Below are 19,924 nucleotides of genomic sequence, written 5' to 3' on the forward strand. Positions count from 1 at the left end.
TGAAAGGATGATAGAAAATGATAGTAGACAAAATGGAACAGAGCTTAAGACCTGTTGAATTACCCATGAAACCATATCCTCCTAAAGTGATTTCCATGGCTAATGGAGATAAACTGGTAATTCGTCAAATAAGTAGAGAAGAGGTGCCTCATATTTTAGAAGCAGTTAAACCTCTCATGACAGTGGAAAAAGATTTTTATGATATTGTTGCTTCTAGATTGTATGCAGAACTTTTGGGATATTATCGCTACAGAGTTAAAAATGAGTACTGTTTAATTGGTACGATAGATGGAATAATAGTTGGAATTGTAAATGGGCGTATGGTAGATGAGAAGGTAGGGATGTCATATCATACCATGGCTTTAAAACAGGGGCTTAGAATCGGCGCACAGCTGTTTGCAGCAAAAATGGAATATCATCTGGATATTTTAAATCAAGAAGAAGTTTGGATAGTAGCTGAAAGTCCAAACGGATTTAAAAGATGGATGATTGAATACGAATTGGAGTCAAGGCCTGAAATATGGCATGAACTAGGAGGTGTGCCAACGTACGTGCTGACAAGAGCTCTTTGGGAAAGACACAGAGCTGATAAATTAGCAGGACGCAGGCCTGTGAAAGAAGAACTTCTTAAGACTGCTGAAAATCCCATTCTCCCAATTACCTATGCGCAGATTCCGGGGTATAAAAGATGCGAGAAGTAGGAATTGTAGGAGTAGGCCATACAAAGTTTGGGAAAATGTCTGAGGGAACCTTTATGGATATGCTGTGTATGGCAGCAGTACAGGCTCTTGATGATGCCGGGGTAAGAACTGTAGAGGGAGAACATGGGATAGATCAGGTTTTTGTAGCTACAATGGGAGCTGGTATTTTAAACAAGCAATGTGGTGTTGCATCTGCGCTTGTAGACACATTGAATTTAAGGCCAGCTATGGCAGAAACTGTTGAGAATGGTCCGGCATCAGGTGCTTCAGCAATAAAATTGGGATATATGGCAATTGCCAGCGGTATGTGCGATGCGGTTTTAGTTGTGGGTGGAGAGATGATGAGAGTTGTCAGTGGATGGGAGAGCACTGATTTTGTTGCTACAATGCTTCATCCGGAAGCAGAATATGATTATGGCATAACTTTACCGTCGCTTGCAGGGATGTTTACAAGGTTATACATGGAAGAATATGGGATAACAGAAAAGGATTTGGCCATTGTCTCTGTAAAAAATCACGAAAATGCACTGCACAATCCAGTAGCCCATATTCATACGGTGCCAAATCTATATGCGATTACAGAGGATGAAGATGCGGGGATAGTAAATCCATATGTGGCCTCTCCACTCAGATTGTATTCAGTGTGTCCAGTATCTGATGGTGCAGCAGCAGTTCTTCTGTGTGCTATGGATAAGTCAGATAGGTTTGCAAAAAAACCGGTAAAAATTGCTGGAATTGGTCAAGCCACTGATACACATGCCATGGCCGAAAGGGAAGTGCCTACAGATCTGCTGGCAGTGAGACTAGCTGCACAGAAGGCTTATGAAATGGCGGATTTAGGGCCTGAGGATATTGATGTGGCTGAACTTCACGATGCATTTCAGATATTAGAAATTGTTGAATCTGAAGAAGTTGGATTTTTTAAGAGGGGAGAAGGACATATTGCGGCCAGAAATGGCGAAACCAAGATAAATGGTAAAATTCCAATTAATACTTCCGGAGGATTAAAGGCTAAAGGACACCCACTTGGAGCTACAGGTGTTTCTCAAGTTGTGGAATTGGTTAAACAACTGAGGGGTGAAGCGGATGGACGTCAGGTAAAAGGTGCGAAGACAGGACTTGCAGTAAATTTTGGCGGTTTTGGAAATAATGTTGTGGCTACTATAGTGACAAAGGAGGGGGAGTAATTATGGGTGAAAAAATGTATGCCTACAGATGCACAGCATGTGGAAAACTCCACCATCCTAAGCATTATGTATGCAAAAAGTGTGGTAACAGAACATTTGAGAAGATACCCCTTGAGGGAGATGCAAAACTTTTGACCTATACAAAAGTATACAACCTTCCAGAAGGTTATATGAAGCCCTATTTGTATTTTGGAGTTGCTGAATTTAAAAATGGACTTAAGGTGACAGGCCAATTGGAGGTTGGAAATCCTGTAATTGGCATGAAACTTATTTCAACTGTGGGAGTTGTTAAAGAGAGTGTCAATAAAAATTGTTGTGGATTTATTTTTAAAGAAGCTAAATAAAATGTTGATAAGAGTTATGTAGGATTTGTGAAATGCCCCTAAAGATGCAGGTTGTATGATTGATTGTAATTATAAAATGCTTTAGGGGCATTAAATATACATTCATATTGATTGGGGGGATTTAATTGCAGGATTTTCAATACATTAGACCTGAGACTTTACAACAGGTTTTAAAATTGATGAATATGTATGGAAGTGAGGCAAAAATTCTAGCTGGAGGAACGGATGTAATAATCGTATTGAGAAATAATTCTATCCATTGCAAGTATCTTGTTGATATTAAGGGGATTGAAGAACTTCATAGTATCTCCTACAATGGTGGAATCGGACTTACCATAGGTTCTGCGGTGACGCTAAATGAAATTATAGATTGTCATGACATGAGTTCAGATTATCAAATATTAATTGATGCAGCTAAAGTTCTTGCGAATACACTGATTAGGAATAGAGCGACATTAGTTGGAAATATATGCAATTCATCACCAGGAGGGGATATGCTTCCAGCCTCACTTGTACTTGAAGGAAGAGCCTGTATATCATCAGTAAATGGACATAGAGAGGTATTGCTAAAAGACTTTTTTACAGGAGTAAAGAAAAATGTTTTAAAAGAAAATGAGATGGTTGTCAAAGTAATTTATCCACCAATTCAGGGAAAGGGCAGATTTATTAAAAGGTCAAGAATAAAAGGTCACGATCTTTCACAGATAAGTGCAGCAGGTTATTTGAGGAAAGATGGAAATTTAAAATTGTCTCTTGGTGCAGTGGCAATTACACCAGTTTTGATAGAATATACAGAAAATTTTAAAGTATCAAATTTTACAGAATACAGAAATAAAATAGCAGAGGCTGTCATAAACAGAATTAAGCCCATTGGTGATGTAAGAGCTACTAAGGAGTACAGAATTGCAATGGCTCGATACTTAACCTGTAAAATAGTTGATGAACTGAAGGGGGGAAGATAATTATATGGAGAAATTGCATTTGTATGTAAATGAAGATGAGGTTTTTGAAGAAGTGCCGTCAAATAGTACTCTGCTTTGGTTTTTGCGTGAAAAATTAGGGCTTACAGGTACTAAGGAAGGTTGTGGTGCAGGTGAATGTGGTGCATGTACGGTTATTTTGAATGGTAAAGCCGTAAATTCCTGTTGTGTTATGGCACTGGAAGCTGCGGAAGGAGAAGTCCAAACCATTGAAGGTGAAGCAAAATCTGGAGAGTTATCAAAATTACAAAAATCTTTTATAAAGCATAATGGTCTTCAGTGCGGATTCTGTACTCCTGGGATGATTATGTCGGCCAAAGCACTGCTTATGAAAAACCCACATCCCAGCAGAGATGAGATAAAAGAAGCGTTACAGGGAAATCTGTGCAGGTGCACCGGATATGAGGACATCATAGAGTCTGTCGAAGCTGCTGCAGGGGAAGGTGAATAATTATGAATTTCAATTATGTGGGGAATAGTATACCCAGAGTAGATGGTATCGAAAAAGTTACAGGGGAAGCGCAGTATGTACAGGATATGAGCTCCAAAGGCATGTTGTATGCTAAGCTCAAAACCAGCCCCTATGCCCATGCATTGATTAAAAACATTGATGTGAGCATGGCAAGAAGTTTACCGGGGGTAAAAGCAGTGTTGACTGGCAAACAAGCTTATCAAAAGCTTGGAATCTATATTGTAGATAAATCTATTTTGGCAGTAGATAAAGTGAGATACTTTGGAGAAGCTGTTGCGGCCGTTGCAGCTGTGAGTTTGGATATTGCTGAAAAAGCTGTGAATCTCATTGAAGTTGAATATGAGTCTTTGCCAGTAATGCTTGATGTAGAAGAAGCCGTAAAGCCCGGTTCCATATTGATTCACCCGGATCTAAAAAATTATAGGACAATTCCGGATGTGTTTTTCCCGGAAGCTGATACAAATATAGCAAATCATTTTAAGCTCAGAAAGGGAAATATTGAAAAGGGGTTTGATGAATCAGATCTGATAGTTGAAAATAAATTTAAAGTTCCGCAGATTTTGCATGTTCCCCTTGAAACACATGCGGTTATAGCAAGATGGGGAACTGGAGATAAAATAAAGATTTGGAGTAGTGCTCAATCCCCATATACGCTTCGCAATCTGTTCAGTGTGGCACTGGGAATTCCAATTCAAAATATCGATGTTACCGTACCTTATGTAGGAGGAGGTTTTGGAGGCAAAGCAGGTATTCATCTGGAACCACTGGTTGCACTTCTTTCAAAGGCTGCTAAAGGGAAACCGGTGAAATTTGTTGCAACGAGAGAAGAAGAAATATCGACTCTTCCCTGCAGGCAGGGTCTTACTGCAAAGCTCAGAACAGGTGTTAAGAAAAATGGCAAAATTGTAGCTGAAGAAATTGAATATTTATGGGATGCAGGAGCATATGCAGATTATGGAGTAAATATAACAAGGGCAACTGGGTATTCGGGTGCAGGTCCTTATGAAATAGAAAATGTTAAACTTGATTCTTATACTGTTTATACAAATCATATTTTTGGTACAGCTTATAGGGGATTTGGGCATGCTGAAATTTTTTGGGCAATAGAACGTCAGATGGAGCTTGTAGCAAAAAAATTGAAAATGGACTCATTGGAATTTAGATTGAAAAATCTGTTAAGACCTGGCTCTAAAACCATAACAGGAGAACCTATTTATGAACAATCTGGAAACGTTATCAAATGTTTAAAAACTGTTGCTGAGGATATAGAATGGGGAAGGAGTAAGACGGAAGCCGAAAAAGCATTTGAGAAGAAAACTGGTATATATAGGGGCAAAGGCATAGCAGTACTTCATAAGGCACCTGCCATGCCAAGTAATGCAGCTACTTCCGCTTTGATTCAGATGAATGAAGATGGTTCCGTTAGGTTTAATGTGGCTGGAATAGATATGGGCCAGGGTGCATATACAGCTATGAGTCAGATGATAGCCCAAAGATTGCATGTGCCGATAGAAAAAGTTCATGCAGTGTTTAAAACAAATACGGACTCAGCAACCTATGATTGGCAAACTGTGGCAAGCAGAATGACCATATTGGGAGGAAATGCTGTACTTCAAGCTTGTGATGATATTGAAGAGCAAATTTTTGATGTAGGAGCGATTGTTCTTCGTGCTTCGAAAAGGGATCTTGCACTTGGTGATGAATGTGTGTATGTAAAGCAGTTTCCAGAAAATAAAGTGTCTTATAAAGAAATAGCAGTAGGCTATACTTATCCAAATGGGAATGGCATAGGTGGTCCACTTATAGGCAGGGGTAAATATATAGCACAGGGATTGACAATTCTTGATAAAGATACTGGTCAGGGCAGGCCGGCTCTTGATTGGACATATGGTGCACATGCCTTTGAAATAGAAGTGGATTCTAATACCGGGGATATAAAGATTTTAAAAGTAATAACCGCTATAGATCTTGGGCACATTATAAATAAAATGCTGGTAAAAGGGCAGGTAGTTGGCGGGATTGTTCAGGGAATAGGTACAGCTTTATCCGAAACCCTCAAATATGATTCTCAAGGCAGACTTTTGACCAGGAGTTTTGTAGATTACAAAATACCTACAATGAAGGATCTGCCTGAACTTGTTAAAGTACATTTTATAGAGACGCCGCAGCTTGATGGGCCTTATGGTGCTAGAGGTTGCGCAGAACACCCTATGATCTCAGTAACCTCTGCCATTGGAAATGCGATTGCGGATGCAACAGGAGTTGATCTTTTTGAAACGCCTTTTTCAGCAGATAAAGTATACGAGGCGTTAAATAAAATTATTTAAGGAGGAGAATAAAATTTATGAAACGTGTTGTAGGAATTCATGAGAAACTACCCATTGTTGAAACTATACCACTTAGTTTTCAACATCTGACGGCTATGTTTGGTGCTACCATTCTTGTACCGCTAATTCTTGGAGTAAACCCTGCAATCTGTCTTTTGATGAATGGTATTGGTACATTGATTTACTCCTACGTAACCAAAGGTGGAATTCCAGCATATTTAGGCTCAAGTTTTGCGTTCATATCACCTACTATTTTAATTATCACATCTTTTGGTGGTTTCAGTCATGCACAATCAGGATTCATTTTCTTTGGACTGTTTTTCATATTGATGTCCTATATTGTAAAAAAGTTTGGAATAAAGTGGATTGACGTTGTCATGCCTCCTGCTGTTATGGGTGCAGTTGTTGCAGTAATTGGGCTTGAGCTTGCTCCAAATGCAGCAATTCAATCAGGTCTTGCTCCTGCTGCTACGGCAGTAGGAAAAGTTGTTCAACCTTATGTAGCTGATCCAAAAGTCATTTTTGTAGCTCTATTCACTCTGGCGGTAGGAATATTTGGCTCCGTTATATTCAGAGGATTTGCACAGGTTATACCGATTTTAATTGCTGTAGTTTCAGGCTATATTCTTGCCTTTATTATGGGAATGGTGGATACAAAGATCATTGCAGATGCAAATTGGTTTTCACTTCCTAAGTTTCAGGCTCCCGTATTTGACTGGAGTGCAATTTTTATAATCGCTCCCGCCTGTATAGTTGTGTTTGCAGAACACATAAGCCATCTGATAGTCACCGGCAAGATAACTGGCTCAAATTTACTGGTGGATCCCGGACTTTACCGTTCACTTCTTGGAGATGGTATTAGTAATGTTATTTCAGGGTTTACAGGTTCAACACCAAATACCACTTATGGAGAAAATATAGGCGTAATGGCAATTACGCGGGTTTATTCTGTATGGGTAATAAGGGGAGCTGCCATGTTTGCAATAATATTTTCATGCATAGGTAAAATAGCAGCTGCAATACAGGCTATTCCAGAACCTGTTATGGGCGGAATCACTATGCTGCTGTATGGGATAATAGCAGTTCAAGGTATTAGAATGTTTGTAGAATCAAAGGTTGATTTCAGCATAAACTACAACATGGTTTTAGGCGCAATTACTTTTGTAGTTGGTGTAAGCGGAGCCAGTGTAAATATTGGAACAGTGCAGTTAAAGGGAATGGCATTTGCAGCTGTTGTCGGAGTTATACTGTCAATCATTTTCTATGTATTGGGCAAGCTTGGAATAATGAATGAAAAATATGAAATAAAATCTGATATAACGACTTCTGATGTTCATATTGAAGTTTAGGGAATTGAATTAAATAATGAAAATGGAGGAATCTTGTATGTCAAGGATAGTGGTAGCTTTAGGAGGGAATGCACTTCAGGCAGATCCTAAGGATAATTCAGCAGAATCTCAGCTTAAAGCCTGTTATAAGACGGCAAAATCCATTGTAGATCTTGTTGAAGAGGGCAATGAAATTGTTGTTACTCACGGAAATGGTCCTCAGATAGGTCAGATTATTGCAACTTATGAAATTGCAGCTTTAGCTGATAGGTCAAAAGGTGTAATGCCCTTTCAGGAATGTGGAGCTATGAGTCAGGGATATATTGGCTACCATCTTCAGCAGGCACTGAAAAAGGAATTAAAGAGAAGGGGAATGAGCAATCAGGTAGCAACAGTAATTACCCAGGTGATTGTAGATAAAGATGATGAAGCATTTAAGAACCCGACAAAACCTATAGGTTCATTTTTTACACAAAAACAGGCTGAAATAATGATGCCCAAAATGAATTATTTGATGAAAGAGGATGCGGGAAGGGGATGGAGAAGGGTTGTACCCTCTCCGCTTCCAAAAACTATTGTAGAGGAAGAAGTAATTAAAACGCTTGTTAGTGCAGGGCATATCGTAATCACTGTAGGTGGTGGAGGGATTCCTGTGATTGAGAAAGATGACACCAGTCTTGAGGGGGTTGCTGCAGTGATTGATAAGGATTATGCATCAGAGAAGGTAGCTGAAATAATTGATGCAGATATACTGCTTATATTAACTGCTGTTGAGAAAGTTGCGATAAATTTCAATAAAAAAAACCAGAAAAATATATCGGCAATGAGTGTTCAAGATGCCTGTAGATATATGAAAGAAGGACAGTTTGCACCAGGTTCAATGCTGCCTAAGGTAAAGGCGGCTGTCATGTTTGCAGAGTCAAAAAGGGGGAAAAGAGCTATAATAACATCTCTTGAAAAACTTAAGGAAGCATTATGCGGCAACACTGGTACGGTAATAAGTGATATTTAATTCAATGTTTTTGATATGCATGTTTTTGGTTCTCCATGTTCAAATAAAACTATGTTGAAAGGAATGATGATGAATATGAATATTAAAAAAGTGTCTGTATTAGGTACTGGAACCATGGGACCTGGCATAGCATTGCTTTGTGCCACAGCTGGACTTAAAGTAACCATTTATGGCAGATCTGACATGAGTTTATACAGAGGATTCAAAAATATAGAATCAAGTTTAAATTTTTGGAAAAACGAAGGGAAATTATCAGAAATGCAGTGTGAAAAAATTATAAATGACATAAGGGGAGTTAAAACAATTCAAAAAGCAGCTCAAAATGCTGATCTGATAATTGAGTGTTTAGCCGAAAATATAAAATTGAAACAGTATTTTTTTAAAGTCTTAGATGAAATATGCCCCTCAAATGTAATTTTAGCAACTTGTACATCTGGACTTTTACCAACAGATATAGCTAAATATACAGTACATCCTGAAAGAATAGTGGTCGCGCATTTTTGGAACCCCCCTCAATTGATTCCGCTTGTGGAAGTAGTACCTGGTAAAAAAACATCAAAGGAAACAATTGTTAGGACTATTGAATGGGTTGAGTTCATAGGCAATAAGGCCATTCCTATGGAAAAAGAATGTCTGGGATTTATCGGAAATAGACTTCAACATGCTTTATTGAGGGAAGCTTTATTTATAGTGGAACAGGGTTGGGCTAGGCCTGAAGAAGTTGATAAAGCTATTGAGTATGGATTGGGGAGAAGATTGCCAATTACAGGTCCAATACGTACTGCTGATCTAGCAGGGCTTGATGTAATAAATTCCGTATCTGCATATTTGCTTAAGGATCTCTGCAGTTCAACTGAACCATCTCATTTGCTTAAAAACAAAGTTGAAATTGGAGAATTGGGATGTAAAAGTGGAAAAGGGTTTTATAATTGGCCATCAGATGTTTTAAAAAATGTGCAAAATAAACGGGGAGAATTGCTTTTGTATTTTTTGGAAAATTCATAATACCAATTACAAAAAATATACATTAAAATGAAATATATTTATATATAACTTGCATACTGTAGTAAATTGTGATAATATTTTTACTAAATATTAATAAAAATTGTAATGCTTTTGAGAACTTGTATTTTAATTTAAAGTACAATGTTAAAAATGGAAGAAGGCATAAGATATATTATGGGGACTTAGAAAATGTATTTTTGCCGTATTAGGAAGCCATCGGCTTAGCTGATGGTATTTATTAACAATTTTAAAGGGGGCATGGCATCATGAATTCTAGTAATGAATTTCCTTCAAAACAGGGCTTGTATGATCCTGATTTTGAGAAAGATTCTTGCGGAGTTGGATTTATAGCAAATGTAAAGGGTGAAAAAACTCACAGTATAGTAAAACGTGGTATTCAGATTTTAGTTAACTTGACTCATAGAGGAGCAGTTGGTTCTGATACAAAAACTGGAGATGGAGCAGGTATACTTGTCCAAATTCCAGATGAATTTTTTAGGATAAATTGTGATAATTTAGGTATTGAACTACCGCAGCCGGGAGAATATGCAGTGGGAATGGTATTTTTCCCTAAGGAGACAGCTCTAAGACTGCAGTGTGAGGGAATAATGGAAAGAGTTGCAGAAAGAGAAGGCCAGAGGGTTTTAGGATGGAGAGATGTACCTACAGACAATAGAAGTATAGGCGAAACTGCAAGGGGAACCGAGCCCATCATAAGGCAGATATTCATAGGAAAAAATGCAGAAAATCAAATTGAGTTTGAAAGAAAGCTGTATGTAATAAGAAAAGAGGTAGAAAATAAAGTAAAAGAGGTATTAAAGGAAGCTGCAAGAGTTTTTTATGTATGCAGTCTTTCCAGTAGGACGGTAGTATATAAAGGGCTGCTTTTGGCGGATCAGATAAAAAAATTTTATATTGATCTCAATGATATAAATTTTAAAAGTGCCATTGCACTGGTGCACCAGAGATACAGTACAAATACCTTTCCAACCTGGGATTTGGCCCAGCCTTTTAGGTATCTTGGTCATAATGGAGAAATAAATACCATAAGAGGAAATAGAAACTGGATGAGAGCCAGAGAAGGTGTGCTTAGATCCAGGACCTTTGGTAAAAATATCAAAAATCTTTTTCCAATAATAGATGCAGGCGGAAGTGATTCTGCTTCTCTTGACAATGTGCTGGAGCTTTTGTACCAGGATGGAAGATCTCTTCCACATGCGCTTATGCTTCTAATACCTGAAGCTTGGGAACAAAATTGCAGCAGTAAACAGTATAAAAGATCTTTTTATGAATACCATGGTTCTCTAATAGAACCCTGGGATGGACCTGCAGCTGTTTCATTTTCCGATGGTATTCAGGTAGGTGCTACTCTTGATAGAAATGGGTTGAGGCCTGCCAGATATGTAATAACCAAAACGGGATTTGTGGTACTTGCTTCAGAGGCTGGAGTGCTGGAATTTAAAAATGAAGATATTCTGGAAAAGGGAAAATTAAAGCCTGGTGAGATGTTTTTGGTGGATACAGCCAAAGGTAAAATTATAAAGGATGAAGAGTTAAAGGAAAATATATGTAAAGCAGAGCCTTATGAGAAAATATTGAACAAATTGAGATTTAATCTGGATATGTTTGATACTGTTGTGGAAAAAGAACAGATAACCCCGGAAGTATTAAAAGAGAAGCAACAGGCTTTTGGATATACTCTTGAGGATCTAAGGAGAATACTTATGCCCATGTCAGTTGAAGGCAGGGAACCGGTAGGCTCTATGGGAAATGACACGCCTCTGGCTGTGCTTTCAAATAAAAACCAGCTTCTTTTCTCTTATTTTAAGCAGCTTTTTGCCCAGGTGACGAATCCTCCTATAGATCCTATAAGAGAGAGACCGGTAATGTCTCTTCTGAACTATATAGGATCCCCTCAAGCCAACATACTAAATGGCGAGATTGCAAAAGATCCATTTATAGAGATTAAAAGTCCGGTTCTGACGGATGAGGAGATATCAAAGATAAAAAGCTTGAGAAATGAAGATTTTAAAACCACTACAGTTCCAATTACTTTTAAGTGTGATACGGGAATAGAGGGTTTTAAAGCAGCTCTTGATAAAATATGTGAAAGAGCCTCCAAGAGGATAAAGGAAGGATATAATATATTGGTATTGAGTGATAAAAATGTAGATTCATATGAAGCGGCAATTCCTAGTCTTTTAGCGGTTTCTGCAGTACAGCATTACCTGATCAGGGAAAAGACCCGTACAAAAGTTTCAATTATTGTGGAAACGGGAGAAGCAAGAGAAACCATGCATTTTGCCCTTCTTGTAAGTTACGGGGCTTCAGCAGTAAATCCATACCTTGCATATCAAACTATAGATCAGATGGTGAGAGATGGAGATGTAACTGGGATAGATATGAATACGGCAAGAAAAAATTATATACAAGCTGTAAATCAGGGCATATTGAAGATACTTTCAAAAATGGGAATATCCTCTCTTCAGAGTTATCATGGAGCACAGATATTTGAAGCCATAGGCTTGAACTCGGAGTTTGTGGACAAATATTTTGAAGGCACACCTTCAAGAATAGGCGGAGTTGGAATTGATGTAATAGCCAGTGAGGTACTGTCAAGACATAAAAATGCTTTTAATAAGATAAGAAAACCTATTTCGCAGCTTGATGTAGGAGGAAATTATTCATGGAGAAAAGGGGGAGAATTTCATCTTTTCAATCCTGAAACCATATATAAACTTCAAGTTGCAGCCAGGACCAACAGTTATGATGTATATAAAGAGTATGCAAAAATTATAAATGAGCAGGACAAAAATCTGTGTACCATACGTGGACTGTTAAAATTTAAAAAAGGAAATAGTATTCCCCTGGAAGAGGTGGAGCCTGTAAGTGAAATACTTAAAAGATTTTGTACAGGAGCAATGTCCTTTGGATCCATAAGTAAAGAGGCCCATGAGACCATAGCTATAGCTATGAACAGAATAGGTGGGAGAAGTAATACTGGAGAGGGAGGTGAGGATCCACAAAGGTATAAACTGGATCCTAATGGAGATTCTAGAAGAAGTGCTATAAAGCAAGTGGCTTCAGCACGTTTTGGAGTTACTACAGAATATCTGGTAAATGCAGACGAGCTCCAAATAAAGATAGCACAAGGGGCGAAACCTGGTGAGGGCGGTCAACTTCCAGGAAAGAAAGTTGATAAGTATATTGCACGAACTAGACATTCTACTCCGGGAATAGATCTCATTTCACCGCCGCCCCATCATGATATTTATTCTATAGAAGATCTATCACAGCTCATATATGATTTGAAAAATGTAAATCCTGAGGCGAATATAAGCGTAAAATTGGTTTCTGAAGTTGGAGTGGGAACAATTGCGGCCGGAGTTGCAAAAGCTCATGCCGACTTAATACTAATTAGCGGTTATGATGGTGGAACGGGAGCAGCGCCGCTTTCATCTGTAAAACATGTTGGAATTCCCTGGGAACTTGGCCTATCTGAGACTCAGCAGGTACTTTTGCTGAATAATTTGAGAAGTAGAGTTAGGCTTCAAACTGACGGACAGTTAAAAACTGGTAGGGATGTAATAGTTGCAGCACTGCTTGGAGCTGAAGAATTTGGATTTGCAACTACAGTTCTTGTGACCATGGGGTGTGCTATGCTCAGGAAATGTCATTTAAATACCTGTGATATGGGTATAGCCACGCAGGATCCAGAGCTCAGAAAGCACTTTAGGGGTAAGCCTGAGTATATAATAAACTTTTTGACTTTTATTGCACGGGAAGTAAGAGAATATATGGCTGAACTTGGATTTAAAACCATGAACGAAATGATAGGAAGGGTAGATATGCTGGAGACAAAGGAAGCGGTCAATCACTGGAAAGCCAAGGGACTGGATCTGTCGGCTATCTTGTATAAGCCATATATGCCGAAGAGAATTAAATCCTATTGTGTGATACCTCAGGATCATGGATTGGACGATGCATTGGATTATAAAATTATTCAGATGGCTGAAGGGGCCATAAATGATAAAATAAAAGTTTCCGCAACCATGGAAATAAAGAATGTAAATCGTGCTGTGGGATCTATGCTGAGTGGTATAATTGCTAAAAAATATGGAAGCCGCGGTCTGCCTGAAGATACAATTGTACTCAATTTTAAAGGATCCGCAGGACAGAGCTTTGGTGCCTTTGGAGTAAATGGACTTACTCTGATACTTGAAGGTGATGCCAATGATTACGTGGCCAAAGGGTTATCAGGAGGTAAAATAATCATTAAAACACCTAAAAAGTGCACTTTTGCAGCAGAGAAAAATATAATAGCCGGAAATACTATTTTATATGGAGCTACTTCTGGAAAAGCTTTTATAAATGGCAGCGTAGGGGAAAGATTTGCAGTGAGAAACAGTGGAGCTACGGCAGTAGTTGAAGGTGTAGGAGATCACTGCTGTGAATATATGACTGGCGGAACAGTAGTTATCATAGGTAAAACTGGCAAGAATTTTGCGGCTGGCATGAGCGGTGGTGTGGCTTATGTTTTGGATGAGCATGACTCCTTTTATGACAGATGTAATTTACAGATGGTTGAAGTAGAAAAGATTTCAGATAAACAGGATATGGATACGATATATAAATTAGTACAGGAGCATTATGAATATACAGACAGTTTGAAGGCAAAAAATATATTGAATGAATGGGATGCCTATAAAAAGAAATTCAAAAGAATAATACCTGAAGCATACAGGTCCATATTGCAACAGACAAAAACAGAAGCAGTTGCTGCTTCTAATATGTAGAGGGGGCAGCATTATGGGAAAAATAACTGGTTTTAAAGAATATAAGAGAGAAAATCCTGAAGAACGTGCTATAGAGGAAAGAATTAAAGATTATACGGAAGTATACTACAGATTGTCTGAAGATAAGCTCAAGATTCAAGCGGCCAGGTGTATGAACTGTGGGACTCCTTTTTGTAACTGGGGCTGTCCTACTGAAAATATAATCCCGGATTGGAACGATTTCGTGTATAGAAATAACTGGAAAAAAGCTTTTGAAAGGCTCATTCTTACCAATAGCTTTCCTGAATTTACAGGGAGGGTATGTCCAGCTATCTGTGAGGGTGCCTGCACTCTTGGGGTCAATAGGGAACCGGTGTCCATAAAGGAAATAGAATTGAATATAATAGAGAAAGCTTTTGAAGAGGGGTGGATAAAACCCAATCTTCCAAAAGTAAGAACTGGAAAAAAGGTGGCTATAATAGGCTCGGGCCCTTCAGGACTTTCAGCAGCGTCAGAACTCAATTCAGTGGGACACTCAGTTACTGTATTTGAGAGAGAAGATGAGATAGGAGGGCTCTTAAGATACGGAATTCCTGATTTTAAACTTGAAAAACACATATTGGATAGAAGAATAAATATAATGAAAGAGGAGGGCATAGATTTTAGAACAAGTGTTTATGCAGGCAGAGGAAAGTATTCTGCTGATAAATTGATTGAGAATTTTGATGCAGTAGTTCTAACGGGAGGCTCTACTGTTCCAAGGGATCTTAAAATTCAAGGAAGAGAACTCAAGGGAATACATTTTGCAGTGGATTTTCTGAAACAGCAGAATAAAAGAGTTGCAGGCAAGAAATTAATTGAAGATGAGATAAATGCAAAGGGAAAAATTGTAGTTGTCATAGGCGGAGGAGATACAGGTTCCGACTGCATAGGCACTTCCATAAGACAGGGTGCCAAAGCTGTTTACCAGTATGAGCTGATGCCAAGGCAGCCATTGGTAAGAGATGAAACCATGCCCTGGCCTACTTTTCCCAAAACTCTCAAAGTCACAACATCCCACGAGGAAGGCTGTATAAGAAAATGGTGCATAAGCACAGAGAGATTTGAAGGCAAAGATGGGTGGGTGAAATCTCTTCAGGGGATAAAAGTTAAATGGAAGAAAGAAAATGGCAGGATGAAGATGACAAGTATATCCGGTACGCAGTTTAATCAAAAAGTTGACTTGGTTCTTCTGGCCATGGGTTTTATCCATCCCCAACATGAAGGATTGCTAGATGATATTGGTGTAGAATTTGATGCAAGAGGAAACGTGAAGACAGATGAAAATTATATGACCAGCAAAAAAGGAATATTTGCTGCCGGAGATATGAGACGCGGTCAGTCACTGGTAGTTTGGGCCTTAAAAGATGGAAGAAAGGTAGCACGGCAGGTTGATCGTTACCTTATGAATGAGACATCTTTAAGGGGATAATGACGGATATAAATCTAATAATTGTATATTTAAAAGATTAAAATAAATGCAACAAAAATCACTTAAAAAGTTCTGGATAACTCAGACTTTTTAAGTGATAAATAAAAAACTTATTTTAGTAAATTTACAAAAATAATACAACACTAAATAAAAAAGTATATGTTAAAAGATAGCATGATTTTAGATATAGCAAATTTTCAACTGTCAGCGAAAATCACCATTATCTGTTTACTGCCAATTGCAAATTGTACATTGAATAGACAATGATAGCCTGCAGGTAAAATGAAAAATACAGGAATATATAAATATTCAATTGGTTTTAATTATATACACTGATAATTTTGAATAAAATAATTGATTAAATAGATGATTAGTATAAAAATATGGTATAAAAAAAGCAGACAATCTTCCTTATGGAGCGAAAGTCTACCGCGGTACCACCCAAATTATTACTCATACGTCTAACGGCTGTGCCGGCATAGCTTACTTTATACAAATTTCAGCATGCAACTCAGGAGTGATTTTCAGCAACTTTAGCTTCTGGGTTCTCACCAAATCCCCATTCTCTTAAAGCATATTTTTGCCTACTCTTCTCCGTCAAGGTTTTTTATATTTATTGCATATACTATACTATAAAAAAATAGGCATGTCAACAGCTAGTTCTAAAATAGAAAATTTATTTTTTGTATATAATGTAGGAAAAAATAATGCTGAAAAAAAATAAAATTTTTGTAAAAAAACTCTTGACATTCTGAGAATGAAGGATTATTATCGTCACATACACTAAATTTTGATTAAGTAAATTGTTAAAAAGATTTGTATTTTGTATAATATAGAGTATAAAGACAATGATGAGGAAGAGTAAATAGGGAATATTTTTTAGAGAGTGAGATTTTGGTGGGAACTCATAAATACAACTATTGAAGGTAGCCTTTAAGTTGTGAGCTGAACTTTGAGTAGGCTTTACCGGTAATACCGTTATTATTCTGAGTAAAAATTTTGGGTGGTACCGCGTGACCAAACTTCTCGCCCCAAGGAGAGAATGTTGGTCATTTTTTTATACAAAATTTTAGGGTTTCTGTTTTTGATTTAGCTATATGTTTGAATTAAAGCAAAGAGTAGAGGTATGCCAAAATTAATAGTCATAAAATTTGCAATAGTCATAATTTTTGCTTAATTAAATAAGGGGAAACGGCAAAAATAAAATTATCTGGGAGGAAAAATATTATGGAAAAATTAAAAGTTTATTATGATGAGGATGCTAATCTTGATCTTTTAAAAGGAAAAAAGATAGCTGTTTTAGGTTTTGGAAGTCAGGGACATGCACAGGCTTTAAATTTAAAGGACAGCGGTCTTAATGTGATAGTTGGATTGTATAAGGGCAGTAAATCCTGGAAAAAAGCTGAGAATTATGGATTCAAGGTATATGAAACAGCTGAAGCTGTTAAACAGGCTGACATTGTAGCAGTCCTTATTCCGGATGAAAAACAAAAACAGGTCTATGAGGAAAGCATAAAAGATAATTTGTCGGAAGGAAATGCACTTTTCTTTGCTCATGGATTCAACATCCACTTTAACCAGATAGTTCCACCTAAGAATGTGGACGTACTTATGATTGCACCTAAGGGACCAGGACATATAGTTAGAAGAGAATATACACTGGGTGCTGGAGTTCCATGTCTCTATGCAGTATATCAGGATTTTACAGGAAAAGGAAAAGATATTGCACTGGCTTATGGCAAAGGAATTGGAGGAACAAGGGCAGGTGTCATGACCACTACATTTAGAGTAGAGACAGAGACAGACTTATTTGGAGAACAAGTAGTACTTTGTGGAGGAATTGTTGAACTTATAAAGGCAGGTTTTGATACCCTTACAGAGGCAGGATATGCTCCGGAAAATGCATATTTTGAATGCATGCATGAGATGAAGATGATAGTTGATCTGATGTACGAAGGTGGAATAAATAAAATGAGGTATTCCATCAGTGATACTGCAGAATATGGAGATTATAAAATTGGAAAGAGAATAATAAATGAAAATACAAGGGCTGAGATGAAAAAAGTTCTTGGAGAAATCCAGGATGGAACATTTGCGAGAGACTGGCTGCTTGAAAATCAAACAGGAAGACCAAAGTTTACTGCAAGAAGAAGGCTGGAGCAAAATTCCACCATCGAAAAAGTTGGCAAACAACTCAGATCTATGATGCCTTGGATAAATGAAAATCCGGATAATGAATAATTTGATGTAAATATGGTATTTGGGGGCTGTCACTGTCTATTCTCTATTTTGGAGAAGCTGGGGAGCTTTGACAGATGTCAGCTTTCGTATAAGGTGATTCTTAGGTTTGGTAAAGTTTTTTATATAGAATGATTTTACATACCAAACCATAGAAGAACCAATACAGGAGCGTAGCAGTGCTTACTGACTCCAAGATTTGAAAAAGCTGGAGGCTGTTAGCAATGGTAGCTTTCGTATAAATAAAAAGGGGCTTTTAAATAATATAGGTACGTGAGGTAAGAAATAAGCAGTATAAGGCTTTACAGAGAGCGGGACAGAGGTGAGAACCTGCAGGCCTAAACTGTTTATATAATATAGTGGATTTTAATATAGGAGATAGTTCGGTAATATGAGTTTGAGGAGGAATTTTCAAAATGAGAAGCGATTTAGCAAAAAAGGGAATCAAAGGTGCACCGGCTAGGGCACTTATGTATGGAATGGGATTTACAAAGGAGGAAATTGAAAAGCCTTTAATTGGAATAGTAAATTCACAAAACGAAGTTGTTGCAGGACATATGCACCTGGATGAAATAGCGAGAGCAGCTAAGCTGGGGGTGGCCATGGCCGGTGGAACATCTATGGAATTTCCTGCAATTGCAGTTTGCGATGGAATAGCCATGGGACATATAGGTATGAAGTATTCACTTCCGTCAAGAGAACTTATAGCGGATTCAATTGAAGCAATGGCACTGGCTCACGAATTTGACGGACTTGTTTTAATACCAAATTGTGACAAGATAGTCCCTGGAATGCTGATGGCAGCTGCAAGACTCAATATACCGGCTGTTGTGGTAAGCGGAGGACCTATGAGAGCAGGCAGATTGAATGACAGAACACTGGATTTCAGTACATGTATAGAGCAGGTAGGGGCCTGCAGTGACGGTAAAATAACAGAAGAGCAGCTGGAGGAAGAGGTTAAAAGATCATGTCCAGGGTGCGGATGCTGTTCCGGACTATTTACGGCAAACAGCATGAATTGTCTTACCGAAGTTCTTGGAATGGGGCTTCCTATGAATGGAACTGCACTTGCCCAGACCGGGGAGAGAAATCAGCTGGCAAAATATGCAGGTATGTACGTTATGGATTGCGTGAAGAATGACAGAAAGCCAAGAGACATAATGACTTTAAGCGCATTTAAGAATGCCATAACTGTGGATATGGCTATGGCAGGTTCAACCAATACGGTTCTTCATCTTCCGGCAATTGCACATGAAGCAGGTATTACACTTGATTTGGATTTGTTCCATGAAATAAGTAAAAAAACTCCCTGTCTCACAAAATTAAGTCCAAGCGGGAAGCATCATATGGAGGATCTGCATATGGCAGGCGGAATAGAAGCCATTATGAATGAACTTTCAAAAAAAGATCTGATAAATGAAGATGCATTGACTATCACGGGAAAAACCGTAGGTGAAAATATAAGAAATTATAGGGTACTTGATTATGAGGTCATAAAACATATAAATGAGCCTTACAGCAGTGAAGGTGGAATAGCAATATTAAGGGGAAATCTTGCACCTGATGGGGCAGTAGTTAAAAAATCTGCAGTAGCACCGGAGATGCTGGTACATGAAGGACCTGCAAGAGTATACAATTCAGAAGAGGAGGCGGTAAAGGCCATTTTCGGAAATGAAATAAACAGAGGGGATGTAATTGTAATAAGGTATGAGGGACCTAAAGGAGGGCCTGGAATGAGGGAAATGCTTTCACCTACTTCTGCAATAGCAGGCATGGGACTTGACAAGGATGTGGCCCTTATCACAGATGGAAGATTTTCAGGAGCCACAAGAGGAGCATCTATCGGACATATATCTCCAGAGGCCATGGAAGGCGGACTGATAGGTCTTGTAGAAGAAGGGGACACCATATTTATAGATATCACAAACAAAAAGATAGAATTGAAAGTGAATTCTGCAGAAATTGAGAAGAGAAAGAAGAAGTATGTAAAACCTGAGCCCAAAATAAAAACAGGATATTTGTCCAGATATGCAAAGTTAGTAACTTCTGCTAATACCGGGGCGATACTCAAATAGACGTGGAAG

The 19,924-nt window shown here is 38.2% G+C and carries 13 protein-coding genes and 2 other annotated features; all 13 genes read left to right on the forward strand.

Annotation, left to right across the window (positions count from 1 at the left end; translation table 11 throughout):
* The first annotated feature begins 17 nt into the window (after positions 1-17).
* The 13 genes from ACFHWD_RS07835 (at position 18) to ilvD (ending at position 19,915) form a co-directional block, all read left to right on the forward strand.
* The gene (locus ACFHWD_RS07835; protein WP_378061292.1) at positions 18-701 is read left to right on the forward strand and encodes a hypothetical protein; all 684 of its coding nucleotides are present in this window, start codon (positions 18-20) and stop codon (positions 699-701) included.
* Complete coding sequence (locus ACFHWD_RS07840; protein ID WP_179977441.1) at positions 689-1,888, forward strand: acetyl-CoA acetyltransferase; 1,200 nt, start codon at positions 689-691, stop codon at positions 1,886-1,888. The genes ACFHWD_RS07835 and ACFHWD_RS07840 overlap by 13 nt, the downstream gene beginning before the upstream one ends.
* 2 nt (positions 1,889-1,890) lie before the next feature.
* Positions 1,891-2,232, forward strand: a complete 342-nt coding sequence (locus ACFHWD_RS07845) for a Zn-ribbon domain-containing OB-fold protein (protein ID WP_150355687.1) — start codon at positions 1,891-1,893, stop codon at positions 2,230-2,232.
* 125 nt (positions 2,233-2,357) lie between these two features.
* Positions 2,358-3,194 carry a xanthine dehydrogenase family protein subunit M gene (locus tag ACFHWD_RS07850; protein ID WP_179977440.1) on the forward strand — a complete coding sequence of 279 codons (837 nt, stop codon included), beginning with the start codon at positions 2,358-2,360 and terminating at the stop codon, positions 3,192-3,194.
* 4 nt (positions 3,195-3,198) lie between these two features.
* Positions 3,199-3,663, forward strand: coding sequence for a (2Fe-2S)-binding protein (locus ACFHWD_RS07855; protein ID WP_150355685.1), 465 nt, complete (start codon positions 3,199-3,201; stop codon positions 3,661-3,663).
* Positions 3,664-3,665: 2 nt separating this feature from the next.
* Complete coding sequence (locus ACFHWD_RS07860; protein WP_378061295.1) at positions 3,666-6,011, forward strand: xanthine dehydrogenase family protein molybdopterin-binding subunit; 2,346 nt, start codon at positions 3,666-3,668, stop codon at positions 6,009-6,011.
* A 17-nt stretch (positions 6,012-6,028) separates the two neighbouring features.
* Entirely contained in the window at positions 6,029-7,360 is a 1,332-nt protein-coding gene (gene uraA, locus ACFHWD_RS07865; protein ID WP_179977438.1) for a uracil permease, read from the forward strand.
* A gap of 37 nt (positions 7,361-7,397) precedes the next feature.
* On the forward strand, positions 7,398-8,351 hold the full coding sequence (gene arcC, locus ACFHWD_RS07870) for a carbamate kinase (RefSeq protein ID WP_150355682.1): 954 nt from the start codon (positions 7,398-7,400) through the stop codon (positions 8,349-8,351).
* Between the two features lie 75 nt (positions 8,352-8,426).
* Complete coding sequence (locus ACFHWD_RS07875) at positions 8,427-9,356, forward strand: 3-hydroxyacyl-CoA dehydrogenase family protein (RefSeq protein ID WP_378061298.1); 930 nt, start codon at positions 8,427-8,429, stop codon at positions 9,354-9,356.
* Positions 9,357-9,622: 266 nt separating this feature from the next.
* The gene (gltB, locus tag ACFHWD_RS07880; protein ID WP_179977436.1) at positions 9,623-14,152 is read left to right on the forward strand and encodes a glutamate synthase large subunit; all 4,530 of its coding nucleotides are present in this window, start codon (positions 9,623-9,625) and stop codon (positions 14,150-14,152) included.
* Positions 14,153-14,165: 13 nt separating this feature from the next.
* A complete protein-coding gene (locus tag ACFHWD_RS07885) occupies positions 14,166-15,602 on the forward strand; it encodes a glutamate synthase subunit beta (protein ID WP_378061300.1) in 1,437 nt (478 codons plus the stop codon).
* A 411-nt stretch (positions 15,603-16,013) separates the two neighbouring features.
* Positions 16,014-16,212, reverse strand: a binding site (T-box leader).
* Between the two features lie 229 nt (positions 16,213-16,441).
* Positions 16,442-16,639 (forward strand) — a binding site (T-box leader).
* A gap of 190 nt (positions 16,640-16,829) precedes the next feature.
* Positions 16,830-17,843, forward strand: a complete 1,014-nt coding sequence (gene ilvC, locus ACFHWD_RS07890) for a ketol-acid reductoisomerase (RefSeq protein ID WP_150355678.1) — start codon at positions 16,830-16,832, stop codon at positions 17,841-17,843.
* 413 nt (positions 17,844-18,256) lie between these two features.
* Positions 18,257-19,915, forward strand: a complete 1,659-nt coding sequence (ilvD, locus tag ACFHWD_RS07895; protein ID WP_150355677.1) for a dihydroxy-acid dehydratase — start codon at positions 18,257-18,259, stop codon at positions 19,913-19,915.
* The last annotated feature ends 9 nt before the right edge of the window (positions 19,916-19,924 follow it).

The organism is Clostridium sp. MT-14 (genome assembly GCF_042436595.1).
GTDB classification, from domain to species: domain Bacteria; phylum Bacillota; class Clostridia; order Clostridiales; family Clostridiaceae; genus Clostridium_B; species Clostridium_B aromativorans.